Here is a 15,745-nt window from a genome sequence, read left to right as displayed (position 1 = left end):
GGGGGGCGTCACCCGGACGAGGGGACGCGACAAGGTCATCGTTCTCTTTCGGTCGACAAGACACCAGAGGTCCATCGATGACAACACGGTGTCGGATAGGCGCACGGACCTGCCGTTGGGGAGCCGGGAAGTTGTCGGACGGTCGGAATAGACTTCGCGGTGCGATGCGTGCTCTCTTCGAAATCCCGATGTCCGACGGCGGCGAAGCCGCGGTGCCCGCGCCCGACGGCGACCAGCCGCGCCGGCCCGCGCGCCCCAAACTCGACCCCGAGGCGCTGCTGTCCGGCCTCAACGGCCCACAGCGCGACGCGGTGACCCATGCCGGGTCACCGCTGCTGATCGTGGCCGGCGCCGGCTCGGGCAAGACCCGGGTCCTGACCCACCGCATCGCCTACCTGCTCGCGGCCCGCGACGTGCATCCCGGCCAGGTCATCGCGATCACGTTCACCAACAAGGCCGCCGGCGAGATGAAGGAGCGGGTGGCGGCGCTGGTCGGCCCGCGCGCCCGGCTGATGTGGGTGTCCACGTTCCACTCGGCCTGCGTGCGCATCCTGCGGGCCGAGCACGACCACGCCGGTCTCAAGTCGACGTTCTCGATCTACGACGCCGACGACTCGCGCCGGCTGATGCAGCTCGTCGCGCGCGAGCTCGACCTCGACCCCAAGCGCCACCCGGCTCGCGGCCTGGCCGCGCAGGTGTCCAACCTGAAAAACGAGCTGGTCGACCCGGAGACCTTCGCCGACCGGGCCAAGGGCCCGATGGAGCGCGCCGTCGCCGAGGCCTACACGCTCTACCAGCGCCGCCTCAAAGAGGCACACGCGCTCGACTTCGATGACCTGATCATGACGACGGTGCACCTGTTCCAGTCGCACCCACACGTCGCCGAGACCTACCGGCGGCGCTTCCGGCACGTGCTGGTCGACGAATACCAGGACACCAACCACGCGCAATACCAGCTCATCAAGGAGCTGGTCTCCGGCACCGAGGGCGTCGAGCCGGCCGAGCTGTGCGTGGTCGGCGACGCCGACCAGTCGATCTACGCGTTCCGCGGCGCGACGATCCGCAACATCCTCGAGTTCGAGCGCGACTACACCAACGCCCGCACGATCCTGCTGGAGCAGAATTACCGCTCCACCCAGACCATCCTCAACGCCGCCAATGCGGTGATCTCCCGCAACCCGTCGCGCAAGCCCAAGCGCCTGTGGAGCGATCAGGGCCCCGGCGAGAGCATCGTCGGCTACGTGGCCGACACCGAGCACGCCGAGGCCGACTGGGTGGCCCGCGAGATCGACCGGCTGACCGACGACACCGAGGCCCGCCCCGGCGACGTGGCCGTGTTCTACCGCACCAACGCGCAGTCCCGGGTCTTCGAAGAGGTCTTCATCCGGGTCGGCCTGCCCTACAAGGTGGTCGGCGGCGTCCGCTTCTACGAGCGGCGCGAGGTCCGCGACGCGTTGGCCTACCTCCGCGCGATCGTCAACGACGACGACACGGTCAGCATCCGCCGCGTGATGAACACGCCGCGGCGCGGCATCGGCGACCGGGCCGAGGGCGCGATCGAGGCGCTGTCCACCCGCGACCGCATCTCGTTCGGCGCCGCGATGCGCCGGGCCAGCGACGCGCCGGGCATCTCCAGCCGGGCGCTCAACGGCATCGGCGACTTCGTCGGCCTGCTCGAGGGCCTGCGCGAGCTGTCCGACACGGCCCCGCCCGAAGAGGTGCTCGAGGCGGCGCTGACCCGATCCGGCTACCTCGCCGAGCTCGAGGAGAGCACCGACCCGCAAGACGCCGGCCGGGTGGAAAACCTTCAGGAGCTGGTCAGCGTCGCCCGCGAGTTCACCGAGCGGGTCGAGGGCAACGACGAGCAGGCCAGCCTGGCCGGCTTCCTTGAGCAGGTCGCGCTGGTCGCCGACGCCGACCAGGTGCCCTCCGACGACCCCGACCACCAGGGCGTGGTCACCCTGATGACGCTGCACACCGCCAAGGGCCTCGAGTTTCCGATCGTCTTCCTGACCGGCCTCGAAGACGGCGTCTTCCCGCACATGCGCGCGCTCGGCGACAACACCGAGCTCGAAGAAGAGCGCCGGCTGGCCTACGTCGGCATCACCCGGGCCCGCCAGCGGCTCTACCTTTCCCGTGCGGTCACCCGCTCGGCCTGGGGTGCGCCGTCTTACAACCCGACCTCCCGGTTCGTCGCCGAGCTGCCCGAAGAGCTGGTCCGCTGGGAGCGCACCGAAGGCGCCTACACGTCGTGGTCCGGCAGCGGCGGCGGCGTGGGCGGCCGGTCGACCACGTCACCGAGCGGCGGCGCGGCCCGCGGTGGCGGCTTCTCGGGTGGCACCCCGAAGGCCGCGGCCCTGGCTCAGCGGCTCGGCATCGACGCCAGCAAGCTCTCGACGGCCAGCGAGCTGCGCCAGGCGCCCAAGGTGGCGGTCGGCGACCGGGTCAACCACCAGCGCTACGGCCTCGGCCGGGTCCTGGCCGTCGAAGGTCAGGGCCCCAACGCGCGGGCCCAGATCGACTTCGGCGACCAGACCATGTGGCTGGTCCTCCGGCACGCCCCGGTCGAAAAGCTCTGAAACTGACGGGGGCCCGGTCCGATTAACGGACCGGGCCCACCATCTACCGGGGGGATGGCAGTTCAGCAGCCGACGATCGGCACGCCCTTGGCCTTCAGGAACGGCGCCGGGTCGATCTGGTTCCACATGCCCTGGTGCACCTCGAAGTGCAGGTGCGGGCCGGTCGAGTCGCCGGTCGAGCCTTCGTAGCCGATGACCTGACCGGCCTTGACGGTCTGGCCGACCTCGACGGCGGCGGCGTTCATGTGTGCGTAGTGCGTGAAGATGCCGTCGCCGTGGTCGATCACGACGGACAGGCCGTAGCCGGTGTAGTTCCAGCCGGCGGCGAACACGGTGCCCGCGGCGGCGGCGAGCTCAGGCGTGTTCTCCGGCATCGCGAAGTCGATGCCCTGGTGCGGGACGCCCCAGCGGATGCCGAAGCACGACGTGACGTCGGAGCCCGGCATCGGGGAGGTCCAGCCGGCGTTGGAAATGACTGGGCCGGCCTTCTTCGGAGCGGCCTTCTTCGTCGCCTTGGGCGCGACCTTCTTGACCGCGGGGGGCTTGGCCACCGCCTTGGGCGGTGCGAGCTTCAGCGAGGCCTTGGGGGTGGCGCTCGCGGTGGTGGGGTTCACGGTGGGAACCGCGAGGGGGGAGCGGGCGGAGCGGTCGGCTCGGCTGAGCGCGTCGACCCGGGCCTGCTGGTCGGCCACGGCGATCGTATCGGGGGTTTCCGACTTGTCGTTACCGACAGTAGCGATGGCGCCACCCGCTATGCCGAGGCTGAGCAGGCCCACGGCGGCCAGCGCGACCACGCGACCGCGCCCGGCGAAGCTCGAGAGCACTCGGTCGCGCAGGCCGAGCGGCGACCGGGGCGTCGGCTCGGTAAACGCGTCCTGAGCTTGGGACTCGGGCTCGCGGTGCTGCGGGTCGTACGGGTAGTTCGATTGCACGAGGGGGAACCTCCGTGGTTGTGCGGCACGGACCGGCAAATGTTGGTACGAGCCGCATTCAGCCCAGCGACGGCCATGCGTACGCCGTGGTGATGGCCACGCTGAGTGAGGGCGGCTATGTCCCGATCTGGCCCGCTACACACCGGTACGGGTTCCGCCCAGCGGAGTGGCCGCCGTCACACCGGCGGCTGTGGCGCAGGAAACTTTGCCTGGTCAGGGGCACCAAAAAACCGCCCATCGCGTTGGCGACGGGCGGTTCGGTGGACAGCACCCTGGGTGCAGGGGCGGCTACTCAGCCGTAGATTGAGTCCACTTGTAGCTGGATGTCCACTCCGCGCTCCTTGAAGAACGGGATCGGGTCGGTGGACTCGCCATTGACCTGCGTTTCGATGGTCAGCTGCGGCCCGCGCGAGTGGCCGGTGCTGCCGACCAGGCCGATCATGTCGCCGGCCTTGACCTGCTGGCCCTTCTGCACGAGGAGCTGGCGCGCGTGGGCGTAGATGACCTCGCTGCCGTCGCCGTTGTCGATGATCACGGCCATGCCGTAGCCACCGATCCAGCCGGCTTCCTTGACGACGCCGGCGTGCACGGCGGAGAACGGCGCACCCTCGGGCGCGACCAGGTCGATGCCGGCGTGCAGCTCGTCGCCCTGCATGCCATAGGGGGTGGTGAAGGTGTAGCCGGAGAGCGGGAGCTGCCAGACGTCGGGAGACTCGGCGAGCGAGGTCTCCAGCTTCGGCGAGCGCTCGGACCGCGAGGCCTTGGTGGCGTCTTGTGCGCGCTCGTGCAGAGCGTTGTCGACACCGGTTTCGTGCAGGCCGGCGAGGACCTGGGGGTCGACAGTCTTGGCGTCGGGCATCGCGCTGGCGCCGAGGGCGACCACGCCCGCTCCGACGAACGCACCGGTGACGACGATCGCGTAACGGCTGCGAGGCGGGGTAGGGACGCGTCGCCGACCGCGATATCGGTCCTTCTCAGACGACAAGCGCTGGCGCACGCACACCCTCCGTTGTCGGAACAGCTTGGGCGGTCATGGCGTTTGTCACGGGGGGTGAACGCCGGTGATCCGCAGTGCCTTTCCGGGGGGAACGGATTGGCAGCCGTGGGACACGGTAACCAACCCTTAAGCGACTCTCAAGTTGGACGAGCGTTTCGCGGACATTAAGTCCGACCGCCCGCACGGGAATGCCTGATTTCGTAACCTTTTGTGGGGAGCCTCGTTAATAGCTCTCTGTCACATTGAGCATTACTTATTGTTATGTGGCACGCCGAGCCCGGTGTCGCCCCTAAGGGCTTGACCGGGTTACCGTTCGTTCAGGCAATGAAGCCCTGTGGAGGACCGATGAGCTCACGTGTGCGGGTGGTGGTCGCCAAGCCCGGCCTGGACGGGCACGACCGTGGCGCCAAGATTGTCGCGCGCGCGTTGCGTGACGCGGGCATGGAGGTCGTCTACACCGGTCTGCACCAGACACCGGAGCAGATTGTCGAGACCGCCATCCAGGAAGATGCCGACGCGGTCGGCCTATCGGTGCTGTCCGGCGCGCATATGACGCTGTTCAAGCGGGTTCTCGAACTACTCGAATCCCGCGGCGCCGCCGATATCGTGGTGTTCGGTGGCGGCATCATTCCCGAAGCCGACATTCCCGAGCTTAAGCGGATAGGCGTGGCAAAGATCTTCACGCCGGGCGCGGCCACCCAGACCATCGTCGACTGGGTGCGGGAAAACGTCGCTCAACCAGTCAGTTAGTTAAGGGAGAGGCCGGACGCACCCCTCACACGCCCGGCCTCTCTATGCACGATGCCCCGCCGCCACCCCTCGACCGACAGGGCATCGGCCGTCTTCGCCGGCTTTGTCGCTTGCGTGCCGACACTGAAGTCAACGACGCCCTTATCCGGCGGTTACGCGCCATCTCAGAAATTTCCGGACCCGGGCCCCCTGTGGAGTGCCGCACACCCGCGACCCGGCCGGGTTGCCGCCGCCGCCGGCGTGGATAGGCTCCTGTCAAACACCAGAATGGGCGCGGCGCAAGGGTGCGCCGCGGAGACGAGGACGGGACGCGTAAACGTGGACCTGTACGAGTACCAGGGGCGCGATCTCTTCGAGCGACACGGGCTCCCCGTGCTCGCCGGCGGTGTCGCCGAGACCCCCGAGGAGGCCCGCGCGATCGCCGAACGGCTCGGTGGCCGCGTGGTCGTTAAGGCTCAGGTCAAGGTCGGCGGCCGCGGCAAGGCCGGCGGCGTCAAGCTGGCCGAGGGGCCGGAGGAGACGGTTGCCCGGGCGACCGACATCCTCGGGATGGATATCAAGGGCCACACGGTCCACAAGGTGATGCTGGCCGAGACCGCCGACATCGTCGAGGAATACTACTTTTCCTACCTGCTCGACCGCGCCAACCGCACGTTCCTGTGCATCGCGAGCGTGGCCGGCGGCATGGACATCGAGCAGGTCGCCGTGGAGACCCCCGACAAGGTCGCCAAGGTCGCCATCGACCCCAACAAGGGCGTCGACGTCGCGACCGCGCGGGAGATCGTCACCAAGGCGCAGTTCCCGGCCGAGGTTGCCGACGAGATCATCGAGATCGCGATCAAGCTGTGGCGGGCGTTCGTCGCCGAAGACGCCACGCTGGTCGAGGTCAACCCCCTGGCGAAGGTGGCCAGCGGCCGGGTGCTCTGCCTCGACGCCAAGATCACCCTGGACGAGAACGCCGGTTTCCGGCACCCCGACCACGAGGCGCTGGTCGACCAGAGCGCGGTCGACCCGATCGAGCAGGCCGCCAAGGCCAAGGACCTCAACTACGTCAAGCTCGACGGTGAGGTCGGCATCATCGGCAACGGTGCTGGGCTGGTCATGTCGACCCTCGACGTGGTCGCCTACGCGGGCGAGGGGCACGGCGGCGTCAAGCCGGCCAACTTCCTCGACATCGGCGGCGGCGCGAGCGCGGCCGTGATGGCCAACGGCCTGGAGATCGTGCTCTCCGACCCGAGCGTGAAGAGCGTCTTCGTCAACGTCTTCGGCGGGATCACCGCCTGCGACGAGGTCGCCAACGGCATCATCCAGGCGCTGGCGCTGCTCGAGCAGCGCGGCGAGGCGGTCACCAAGCCGCTGGTCGTCCGCCTGGACGGCAACAACGCCGAGGCCGGTCGCGCGATCCTCGGCGGCGCGGCCAACCCGCTCGTCGAGCGGGTAGACACAATGGATGGTGCGGCCGAGCGCGCCGCCGAACTCGCGGCTGCGGGGGTCTGAAGATGGCAATCTGGCTGACCAAGGACTCGAAGGTCATCGTGCAAGGGATGACCGGCTCCGAGGGTTCCAAGCACACCCGGCGCATGCTGGCCGCGGGCACCCACGTCGTCGGCGGCGTCAACCCGCGTAAGGCGGGCACGACCGTCGACTTCGACGGCACCTCGCTGCCGGTCTTCGCGTCGGTCGCCGACGCGATCAAGGAGACCGGCGCCGACGTGTCGGTCATCTTCGTGCCGCCGCAGTTCACCAAGGCCGCCGTGGTCGAGGCGATCGACGCCGAGATCCCGCTGGCCGTGGTGATCACCGAGGGCGTGCCGGTGCACGACACCGCCGCGTTCTGGGCCTACAACGTCGAGAAGGGCCAGAAGACCCGGATCATCGGGCCCAACTGCCCCGGCATCGCCTCGCCCGGCGCGTCCAACGCGGGCATCATCCCCGCCGACATCACCCCCGCCGGCCGGATCGGCCTGGTCAGCAAGAGCGGCACGCTGACCTACCAGCTCATGTACGAGCTGCGCGACATCGGCTTCTCGACCAGCGTGGGCATCGGCGGCGACCCGGTGATCGGCACGACGCACATCGACGCGCTGGCCGCCTTCCAGGACGACCCCGACACCGACGCGATCGTCATGATCGGTGAGATCGGTGGCGACGCCGAGGAGCGGGCGGCCGCGTTCATCAAGGAGAACGTGACCAAGCCGGTGGTCGCCTACATCGCCGGCTTCACCGCCCCGCCCGGCAAGACCATGGGCCACGCGGGCGCGATCATCTCGGGCTCGTCCGGCACCGCCGACGCCAAGAAGGTGGCGCTGGAGGCGGCCGGGGTGCGGGTCGGCAAGACGCCGAGCGAGACCGCGCGACTGATGCGCGACGTCATCCAGAACGGCTAAGACCACGATGGAGTACGGGGGACGGCGCACTGCCGTCCCCCGTACTGCTGTCAGTGGTAGTAGACGCCCGGGTACTGCCGGGTGAAGTTGAGCACCAGGCTGGCCACGATGTTGACCACGCTGAGCCCGATCGCCAGCCAGCCGAGCAGCTGCGACTTGCCGAACCGGCGGGCATCGCGCAGCGACAGGATGCCGAAGATGATGCCCAGGACGCCGCAGCAGATCAGGCCGATCACGATGCCGAGCGCGCCCCAGAACGTGGTGTGGTCCTGCGCGCCCCAGCCGGAGCGGCCGTAACGCCCACCGAACCCACCCGGCCCCCGTGGACCTCCCGGACCGCCTCCGCCGCCGCCCGGTGGCGGGTATCCCGGCGGCCCGTAGCCGGGTGGCGGCTGCTGGCCCGGTGGATAGCCGCCGGGTGGGCCGTAGGGCGGCTCCTGACCCGGCGGGTAGCCCGCGGGAGGCGGATAGCCACCGCCCGGCGGCGGCTCCTGACCCGGTGGCGGGTAGGACGGGTAGCCGGCCTCCTGGCCGGGGTAGTTGGCCGGCTCGCCCGGGTAGCCCGCGGGACTGCCGGGCGGCGAGGGGTAGGCACCCGGTGGGTCCGGCTGGGTGCCCGGCGTCACCGGGCCGCCGGGTGGGTATGACGGCCCGGTCGGTCCGCTCGGCCCGTAGGTGGGATCCGACGGCGGCCCGGGCGGCCCGGAGCCGGCGGCGCCGGGCGGTGTCGAGCCGTGCTGCGGCTCGTCCGGCTCCTGCCCGCGGGGCGGATACTCGGCGGTCATACGACGCCTCCCGGTCGTTCGGACCGATTACATGGTTCGCCGTATGTTATCCCCTACTTTACGAAGGTTGTCCGCTTTCGCCGCTTGACGCGATGATCGATGTCCGTGGTGTCGCGCCGGGCCGGTGGGGCAGGCGTGAAAAAGTAGGCGGCGATGCGCAGTCCGACCCCCGACGGCCAGTCCCCGGCCGCCGACGACCAGCGGGACCCGCCGGCGGGCCCGATCCCCGGCATGGGCACGGACCAATCGGCGATCGGTTTCGACCTGCCGCGCCACGACGACCCGCCGTTGCGCCGCGCACCGGAGCCCGAACCTGATCTCCAGCCGGAGCCGGACAACCGGATCACCGAGCGGATCGACGTGGGCAACCGCGAGACGGTCCGGCTGCCCCGCCAGCGACCGGCGCCGCGCGACGCCGGCCGGGCGCCGCTGCTGATCGCCGGCTCGGTCGCCGCCCTGTTCGCCGCGACCGTCTCGTTCCTGCCGGTCGCCGTCGCGCTCACCCTGGCCCAGCTCACCGCGGGGGTCAGCGAACTCGGCGGGGCCACCCGCGCCGGGCTGGCCGGCTGGCTGCTCGCGCACGGCGTACCCCTGGGCACGTCTCTGGGTCCGCTCGGTCTTCCGCCCCTCGCCGTCGCCGTCTTCGCCGCCTGGCGGGTGGCCCGCGCCGGGGTGCACACCAGCCGCGCCTACGGCATCGCCCAGCGCGGGTCACCGTTGCAGGCCGCGACCGTGGCGCTCACCGTCGGACTCGGCTACGGCGTGGTCGGCACGGCCGCCGCGCTGCTCGTCGACCAGCCCGGGATGCAGGTCTCCGCGCTGCGGGCGTTCCTCAACCTGACCGTCTTCGGCACGGTCGCGGCACTGGTCGGTGCGCTGCGGGTGACCGGAGCCCTGCGGGTCACCGCGGTCCGGATGCGGCCGGTGCTGCGCGACGGGATCCGCACCGGCGTGGTCGGCGCGGTCCTGGTGCTCGGCGCCGGTGCCGCGATGGCCGGGCTTTCGGTCGCGCTCAGCGGTGGTGACGCCGCCGACGTGCTCGGCGCCTACCGCACCGGGGTCGCCGGCCAGGTGGGCATCACGCTGATCTGCCTGGCCTACGCGCCGAACGCCGCCGTCTGGGCCGCCGCCTACCTGCTCGGTCCCGGCTTCGCGGTGGGTGTCGACACCACCGTGCGGACCACCGAGGTCGACGTCGGTTCGCTGCTGCCGGTGCCGCTGGCCGCCGGGATTCCGCAAGGTCCGGTCGGCGGCCTGGGCGCGTTGCTGCTCGCGCTGCCGCTGCTGGCCGGCATGATCGCCGGCTGGCTGCTGGCCCGCCGGGTGCTCCGGTTGCGGGCCGGCGACCGCTACGGCCGCGACCGCTCGTGGGGTGCCCTGGTCGGTGCCGCCGCGGTCGGCGGGCCGGTCGCCGGGCTGCTGCTCGGCCTGGCCGCGCAGGTCTCCCGCGGCTCGGTCGGCGGGCCGCTGCTGGTCGACATGGGACCCGTGGCCTGGCAGGTCGCGCTGGCCGGCACGATCGTCGTGACGATCGGCGCCACGGTCGGCGCCGCCGCGACCCGGGCCCTCGCCGGCCCTTAAGGCCTGCCTCGTGGACCAAGGCGGCACTCCGCCGGGCCCAGACGACGTCCGACCGCACGCGAAGACCGGCCAGATACAACACCGGTATCCGACCACTCTCCGCGCACGCCCGGACGCCGCCTGGACCTCGCCGGAGCACCACCGTGATCCACGAGGCAGGCCTTCGGCCTGCCTCGCGAGGACCCGGAACGCTGGATCAGTTGCCGGGCAGGGCGACGTTGAGGACGACCGTCAGGATGATCAGCAGGAGGCCGAGGCCGGCAACGACGATGCCGCAGATGAAACCGGCCTGCGCCTGGCTGCCGTTGTTGGCCAGGCCCTGCGCCACCTTCTGCTTGCCCAGATAACCGAGCACGATGGCGGCGATGCCGAAGACCAGGCCGATGCCGCGGCAGCAGGACAGCGGGATCGAGATGATGCCGAGGATCATCGACACGAGCCCGAGCGTGTTCTGCGGCTGGGCGGGCGGGCCATAACCGGGCGGCCCGTAGCCCTCCGGCGGGTAGGGGTTGCTCACGAAGGAGTCCTTCCAGGGTAGTTGGCCAGCAGATATTCCTGGAAGATCATCACTGCGTCAAGGCCGGTGGCAGGGGGTGGACCGGCCGGCCGGTAGTGTCTACCTACGTGCCCGCGCCCGCTCGCATCGTGGTCCTGATCTCCGGTTCCGGCAGCAACCTGGCTGCCCTGCTCGATGCCTGCGCCGATCCCGGCTACGGCGCGGCGGTGGTGGCCGTCGGCGCCGACCGCGACGACATCGCCGGGCTGGAGCGTGCGGCCGCCGCCGGGCTGCCGACCTTCGTCGAACGGGTGAAAGACCACCCCACCAGGGACGCCTGGGATGTCGCGCTGACCCACCGGGTCGCCCAGCACAAGCCCGACCTGGTCGTCTCCGCCGGCTTCCTCAAGCTGGTCGGCACCCATTTCCTCACCGCGTTCGGCGACCGCTACCTCAACACCCACAACGCGTTGCTGCCCGCGTTCCCCGGCATCCACGGGCCGCGCGACGCGCTCGACTACGGGGTCAAGCTGGCCGGCGCGACGCTGTTCTTCGTCGACGCGGGTGTCGACACCGGACCGATCGTCGCCCAGGTCGCCGTGCCGGTCCTCGACGACGACACCGAGGACACGCTCACCGAGCGGATCAAGGTCGCCGAACGGCGCCAGCTCGTCGACAACGTCGGCCGCCTGGTCCGCGAGGGCTGGACCATCACCGGAAGAAAGGTCACCATCCCGTGAACGACGAAGCGCGGCGTCCGCTGCGGCGAGCCCTGGTCAGCGTTTACGACAAGACCGGGCTGGCGGAGCTCGCGACCGCCCTGCACGCCGGCGGCGTGGAGATCGTGTCGACCGGCTCGACGGCCGCGGCCATCGCGGCCGCCGGTGTGCCGGTCACCCGGGTGGAAGACCTGACCGGCTTCCCCGAGGTGCTCGACGGGCGGGTCAAGACCCTGCACCCCCGGGTGCACGCCGGGCTGCTCGCCGACACGCGGCTGGAGAGCCACGTCGCGGCACTGTCCGATCTGGATATCGCACCGTTCGAGCTGCTGGTGTCCAATCTCTACCCGTTCCAGGAGACGGTCGCGTCGGGCGCGACGGTCGACGAGTGCATCGAACAGATCGACATCGGCGGACCGGCGATGGTACGCGCGGCCGCCAAGAACCACGCCTCGGTGGCCGTGGTGACCTCGCCCGCGGCGTACCCCGGCATCGTGAATGCTCTGGCCGTTGGCGGTTTCACGCTGGCCGAGCGGCGCGCGCTGGCGGCCCGGGCGTTCGCCGACATCGCCGACTACGACGTGGCGGTGGCGGAGTTCTTCGCGACCACCGTGGCGCCGGCCGACTGGCCGACGTTCGCCGGGCTCACCCTGCACGTCGAGACGCCGCTGCGCTACGGCGAGAACCCGCACCAGCAGGCCGCGCTCTACGCCAACCCGGCGGCGCCGGCCGGGCTCGCCCAGGCCGAGCAGTTGCACGGCAAGGAGATGTCCTACAACAACTACGTCGACGCCGACGCGGCCTGGCGATCCGCGCACGACTTCGACGCGCCCGCGGTGGCGATCATCAAGCACGCCAACCCGTGTGGCATCGCGGTCGGCGACGACGTGGCCGAGGCGCACCGCAAGGCGCACGCCTGTGACCCGGTGTCGGCCTACGGCGGCGTGATCGCGGTCAACCGCGAGGTGAGCGTGGAGATGGCGACCCAGGTGGCCGACATCTTCACCGAGGTGCTGGTCGCGCCGGCCTTCGCCGATGGTGCGCTCGACATCCTGAGCCGCAAGAAGAGCATCCGCCTGCTGAAGGCGCCGGTGTTCGCGCCGCTGCCGGCCGAGTGGAAGCCGATCACCGGCGGCGTCCTGGTGCAGATGCGCGACGCGATCGACGCGCCGGGCGACGACCCGGCCGCCTGGCGCCTGGTCGCGGGCACCCCGGCCGAGGCCGACGTGCTGGCCGACCTGGCGTTCGCGTGGCGGGCCGTCCGGTCGGTGAAGTCCAACGCGATCCTGCTCGCCCACGACGGCGCGTCGGTCGGGGTCGGCATGGGCCAGGTCAACCGGGTCGACTCGGCGCGGTTGGCGGTGTCGCGGGCCGGTGCCGACCGGGCCGCGGGCTCGGTCGCCGCGTCCGACGCGTTCTTCCCGTTCCCGGACGGCTTCCAGATCCTGGCCGACGCCGGGGTGCGGGCGGTCGTGCAGCCGGGTGGCTCGATCCGTGACGACGAGGTGATCGCGGCCGCTTCGGCGGCGGGCGTGACCATGTATCTGACCGGGGCCCGGCACTTCTTCCACTAGTTGTTCAGGCCACGGCCTAGCCGTGGCGGTTGGGCAAGGTTTCCGGGCGTTGATGTCAACGCGGCGGCTGCGCTTGGCGTCTGTTGGGCGTGACGTTCGAGGAGTACGTGCTCACCCGGGGCCCCGCCCTGGTCCGCCTGGCGCGGTTGCTGCTGGCCGACGACCACCGCGCCGATGACCTGGTGCAGGAGGTCCTGGCCAAGGCCTATCCCCGCTGGGCCCGGATCGCCCGCGCCGACGATCCCGACCGCTACGTGCGTCGGATGCTGGTCAACGCGCGCAACTCGTGGTGGCGGCGGGCGGTGCGGCGGCGGGAGATATCGCTGGCCGGCGTCGACGCCCTGCCCGCGTCTCCCTCCGGTGTGGACAGTGCCGACCGCGACGCGTTGTGGCAACTGGTGGCCGCGCTTCCGGCGCGGCAGCGGGCGGCCCTCGTGCTGCGCTACTACGAGGATCTCGACGACGCGGCGATCGCGGAGATCCTGGGCTGTTCGGCCGTCACGGTCCGGACACACGTGATGCGCGGGATCGCCGCGCTGCGCGCGAAGGTCGGTCCCGCCGGTTTTCCCTCCGCTCTCCCGATGAGGAGCAAGCCATGATGATCGAGGACAAGCTCTCCGGGCTGATGCACGAGCGTGCGGACCGGCCCGTCGACGCCGACGCCCTGCTCGCCGGCGCGCTCGCCGCCGGCCGGGCCCGCAAGCGCCGCCGGCACGCCGCCTACGCGGTGGTCAGTGCCGGGGTGGCCGGCGTGGTCGCGGCATCATTGCTGGTCAACACGGGCGGCGGCGGCCCGGCGGTGGTGACCGGTGACGGCTCTGGCAACGGGCCGACAAGCTGGGACACGGTGCCGGTCTTGCCGGCGGTTTACGGTGAGCTGGGCGCCGCGGCCCGCCCTGACCTGGTCGGCGAGGATCCCACGGTATTGCGGTTCGCGGTGCCGTGGGCGCCGCTGCCGGTGCAGGCGGTGGGCTGGACCAGCCACGACGGGGTCGAGCAGATCGACGTCCAGATGATGTCGGGCGACGTGCAGGTCAGCGGCCGGGTGTCGATGTGGCGGGGCGCCGACCGGGGCCAGTCCGACAACGCGTCCGTGCCCAACAAGAGTTCGACGGTCGAGATCGACGGTCATCCGGCCAACCTGGAGCAGGAGCAGTTCGACTGGGGTCCGAACCAGTGGCTCAGCTGGCATCCGGCCGAGGACGTGACCGTCGAGGTCAGCCTGGTCGCGTCGGGCTTCGTGGGGTCGGTCGACGGCACCTCCACCCAGGCGACAGTGGTCGGGGTCGACGAGCTGAAGGCCTTCGCCAGTGCCGTCCGGCTCGACACGACGACGGCCTGCTCGGCGCCGTTCCGGCTATCGGTCGTGCCGAGCGGCGGGCAGCTGCTCAACTGCTCCGGCAGCGTGATGGCGGTCGGGCCGGGACATGGGATCCGCAACGGCTCGCTGCTGTTCTCCAACGGGACCCGGCTGGTCGAGGTCGACTACCGCACCCTGACCGGCGACCCCGCGGAGACGGCGGAGCCGGCAACCGATTCGCCCGACCCGATCCCGACGGCGCCGGCCACGACCGATCCGACGTCATCGGGTTCGCCTGGCTCGCCGAACTCACCGAGTCCGCTCGTCGACCCCACGGTGCAGCCGCCGGTGCCGACGGGCGTCACCGCGACGGAGGAGAGCGGCCGGCTGACGTCGACCGACCAGACCCCGGTGCGGAAGCTAGGTCCGGGAATGGGTGCCTGGGTCGCTTACCAACCGGGCGGCGAGACCGAGGCATCGGCGGTCGTGGCCGGGCTGGTGCCGGCCGGCGACCCGGACGACCCCACAACCTGGCCCCGGTCGCCGATCGGCTGACCTGGGACGTGCGGGGGCACCGGTCCGGTGCCCCCGCTGTCGCCGGTGAACGACAGCAGCCGATCGGCTTCCGCTTCCAGGCTCGCCTGGTCGTCGGCGCCGAGTGGCCGGAACGGGTTGACCTCCACCGTCCCGTCGCGCAGCGCCCAGGTCCCGTGCACCCGGCCGTCGACCAGGAACGTCGGTCGCACGCGGGCCTGACCGGGCATCACCGCGCTTCGGTCCTGGTCGCTGATGATCCGGGTCCGGTCGGCATGGCCGAGCAGGGCGTTGTCGAAGGCCGGCAGCAGCCGCACGGGTGCGGGGCAGTCGGCATCGGGCAACTCGGCATCGGCGAGATCGAACAGTTCTTTCCCTTCGGCGTCGAGATAGCCGCGCAGCTCGCCGCGCATCCGATCGACCACTTCGGACAGCCGGGTCAACCCGCACCAGGCCTGCACGTCGCGTACGCCCGCCGGCCCGAAGCCGGCCAGATAGCGCCGGATGAGCTCTTCGACGGTCATCGGCCGCCCCTGGGGCTCGGCGGGCGTGACGGAGACCGCGGAACGGTTGCCCCACGCGCCCCACCCGCCGGTGGCCGGCCCGTGCACCAGCGGGACGCGCAACTCGACCTCACCGGCCAGCAGCTTGCCATCGCGCCCAGGGTGCCGTTCGGCCAGCCGCCGCGCGAGTTCCTTGCGTGTCACCGTGCCGCCGGCGAGCACCTCACGCCCGCTGGCGAGCAACTCCTCGGTGCCCAGCCCGGCCCGGTTGCGGGCGAAGTGCGGCGTGCTCGCGGTGCGGTCGAGCACCGGCTGGAGCAAGGGCCGCAACCGCCGGAAGTCGGCGCTGGCGGCGAGATGCTGGGTGCTGCGCAGCAGACCGGACCGAACCACCTGCCCGTCTTCGAGCAACGCGGTAAGCGCGGCCTGCCGGAACCCGTCGATCCTGGTCCACAGCCCGACAAAGGCCCAGTTGGGCTCCTGCGCCTGCACGGCCACCAGCCGTCTGATCACCTCGAGCGGGCCGCGCCCGGTGCGGGCGAGCAGAAACTGCCGCTCCAGCAAAGCCCGGTTGAGCACCCGCTCGGAGATCCTTTCGGCTGCCATGT

At 71.1% G+C, this 15,745-nt stretch carries 13 protein-coding genes and 1 pseudogene; 9 read left to right on the top strand and 5 right to left on the bottom strand.

From position 1 onward, the window contains the following. The first annotated feature begins 164 nt into the window (after nt 1–164). Nucleotides 165–2,579 carry a DNA helicase PcrA gene (pcrA, locus tag DFJ67_RS06010; RefSeq protein ID WP_116066975.1) on the top strand — a complete coding sequence of 805 codons (2,415 nt, stop codon included), beginning with the start codon at nt 165–167 and terminating at the stop codon, nt 2,577–2,579. 62 nt (nt 2,580–2,641) lie between these two features. Here the strand turns inward: pcrA and DFJ67_RS44320 are convergent, their stop codons facing one another. Both DFJ67_RS44320 and DFJ67_RS06000 read right to left on the bottom strand, forming a co-directional pair. Further along, on the bottom strand, nt 2,642–3,511 hold the full coding sequence (locus DFJ67_RS44320; RefSeq protein WP_275407655.1) for a M23 family metallopeptidase: 870 nt from the start codon (nt 3,509–3,511) through the stop codon (nt 2,642–2,644). A 292-nt stretch (nt 3,512–3,803) separates the two neighbouring features. Beyond that, nucleotides 3,804–4,508, bottom strand: a complete 705-nt coding sequence (locus tag DFJ67_RS06000) for a M23 family metallopeptidase (RefSeq protein ID WP_116066974.1) — start codon at nt 4,506–4,508, stop codon at nt 3,804–3,806. Nucleotides 4,509–4,853: 345 nt separating this feature from the next. Between DFJ67_RS06000 and icmB the strand changes: the two genes are divergently transcribed. The 3 genes from icmB to sucD all read left to right on the top strand — a co-directional run bounded on the left by icmB (nt 4,854) and on the right by sucD (nt 7,645). Beyond that, the gene (gene icmB / locus DFJ67_RS05995; protein WP_116066973.1) at nt 4,854–5,258 is read left to right on the top strand and encodes a coenzyme B12-dependent isobutyryl CoA mutase small subunit; all 405 of its coding nucleotides are present in this window, start codon (nt 4,854–4,856) and stop codon (nt 5,256–5,258) included. Nucleotides 5,259–5,576: 318 nt separating this feature from the next. Continuing rightward, entirely contained in the window at nt 5,577–6,755 is a 1,179-nt protein-coding gene (gene sucC, locus DFJ67_RS05990; RefSeq protein ID WP_116066972.1) for an ADP-forming succinate--CoA ligase subunit beta, read from the top strand. Nucleotides 6,756–6,757: 2 nt separating this feature from the next. Further along, nucleotides 6,758–7,645 (top strand): succinate--CoA ligase subunit alpha, encoded by an 888-nt coding sequence (sucD, locus tag DFJ67_RS05985; RefSeq protein WP_116066971.1) that lies wholly within the window; start codon nt 6,758–6,760, stop codon nt 7,643–7,645. 50 nt (nt 7,646–7,695) lie between these two features. Here the strand turns inward: sucD and DFJ67_RS44530 are convergent. Beyond that, nucleotides 7,696–8,010 (bottom strand): annotated as a pseudogene (locus tag DFJ67_RS44530) (hypothetical protein); the annotation flags it as partial. A 573-nt stretch (nt 8,011–8,583) separates the two neighbouring features. Between DFJ67_RS44530 and DFJ67_RS05975 the strand changes: the two are divergent. After that, a complete protein-coding gene (locus DFJ67_RS05975; protein ID WP_239097174.1) occupies nt 8,584–10,011 on the top strand; it encodes a cell division protein PerM in 1,428 nt (475 codons plus the stop codon). A 196-nt stretch (nt 10,012–10,207) separates the two neighbouring features. Here DFJ67_RS05975 and DFJ67_RS05970 read toward each other — a convergent pair whose 3' ends face one another. After that, entirely contained in the window at nt 10,208–10,528 is a 321-nt protein-coding gene (locus DFJ67_RS05970) for a hypothetical protein (RefSeq protein ID WP_116066970.1), read from the bottom strand. A gap of 107 nt (nt 10,529–10,635) precedes the next feature. On the opposite strand from DFJ67_RS05970, the gene purN reads away from it, so the two are divergent. The 4 genes from purN to DFJ67_RS05950 all read left to right on the top strand — a co-directional run bounded on the left by purN (nt 10,636) and on the right by DFJ67_RS05950 (nt 14,655). Beyond that, nucleotides 10,636–11,247 carry a phosphoribosylglycinamide formyltransferase gene (gene purN / locus DFJ67_RS05965; protein WP_116066969.1) on the top strand — a complete coding sequence of 204 codons (612 nt, stop codon included), beginning with the start codon at nt 10,636–10,638 and terminating at the stop codon, nt 11,245–11,247. Then, nucleotides 11,244–12,800: a bifunctional phosphoribosylaminoimidazolecarboxamide formyltransferase/IMP cyclohydrolase gene (gene purH / locus DFJ67_RS05960; protein WP_239097173.1), complete on the top strand. Its 1,557-nt coding sequence runs from the start codon at nt 11,244–11,246 to the stop codon at nt 12,798–12,800. The genes purN and purH overlap by 4 nt, the downstream gene beginning before the upstream one ends. 89 nt (nt 12,801–12,889) lie before the next feature. After that, nucleotides 12,890–13,399 (top strand): SigE family RNA polymerase sigma factor, encoded by a 510-nt coding sequence (locus DFJ67_RS05955; protein WP_116066968.1) that lies wholly within the window; start codon nt 12,890–12,892, stop codon nt 13,397–13,399. Continuing rightward, the gene (locus DFJ67_RS05950; RefSeq protein WP_116066967.1) at nt 13,396–14,655 is read left to right on the top strand and encodes a hypothetical protein; all 1,260 of its coding nucleotides are present in this window, start codon (nt 13,396–13,398) and stop codon (nt 14,653–14,655) included. Before DFJ67_RS05955 ends, DFJ67_RS05950 begins: the two co-directional genes overlap by 4 nt. Here DFJ67_RS05950 and DFJ67_RS05945 read toward each other — a convergent pair. Further along, nucleotides 14,550–15,743: a winged helix DNA-binding domain-containing protein gene (locus tag DFJ67_RS05945; protein ID WP_116075707.1), complete on the bottom strand. Its 1,194-nt coding sequence runs from the start codon at nt 15,741–15,743 to the stop codon at nt 14,550–14,552. The genes DFJ67_RS05950 and DFJ67_RS05945 overlap by 106 nt on opposite strands. Between the last annotated feature and the right edge of the window lie 2 nt (nt 15,744–15,745).

Origin of the sequence: Asanoa ferruginea, from assembly GCF_003387075.1 — a bacterium.
GTDB classification, from domain to species: domain Bacteria; phylum Actinomycetota; class Actinomycetes; order Mycobacteriales; family Micromonosporaceae; genus Asanoa; species Asanoa ferruginea.
This window is presented reverse-complemented; position numbering and strand designations above follow the sequence as displayed.

Bases quoted from the DNA above. Each gene is read 5' to 3' on its own strand.
- DFJ67_RS05945 (WP_116075707.1), bottom strand. From the start codon at position 15,743: ATGGCAGCCGAAAGGATCTCCGAGCGGGTGCTCAACCGGGCTTTGCTG.
- pcrA (WP_116066975.1), top strand. From the start codon at position 165: ATGCGTGCTCTCTTCGAAATCCCGATGTCCGACGGCGGCGAAGCCGCG.
- sucD (WP_116066971.1), top strand. From the start codon at position 6,758: ATGGCAATCTGGCTGACCAAGGACTCGAAGGTCATCGTGCAAGGGATG.
- DFJ67_RS05975 (WP_239097174.1), top strand. From the start codon at position 8,584: ATGCGCAGTCCGACCCCCGACGGCCAGTCCCCGGCCGCCGACGACCAG.
- DFJ67_RS05950 (WP_116066967.1), top strand. From the start codon at position 13,396: ATGATGATCGAGGACAAGCTCTCCGGGCTGATGCACGAGCGTGCGGAC.
- icmB (WP_116066973.1), top strand. From the start codon at position 4,854: ATGAGCTCACGTGTGCGGGTGGTGGTCGCCAAGCCCGGCCTGGACGGG.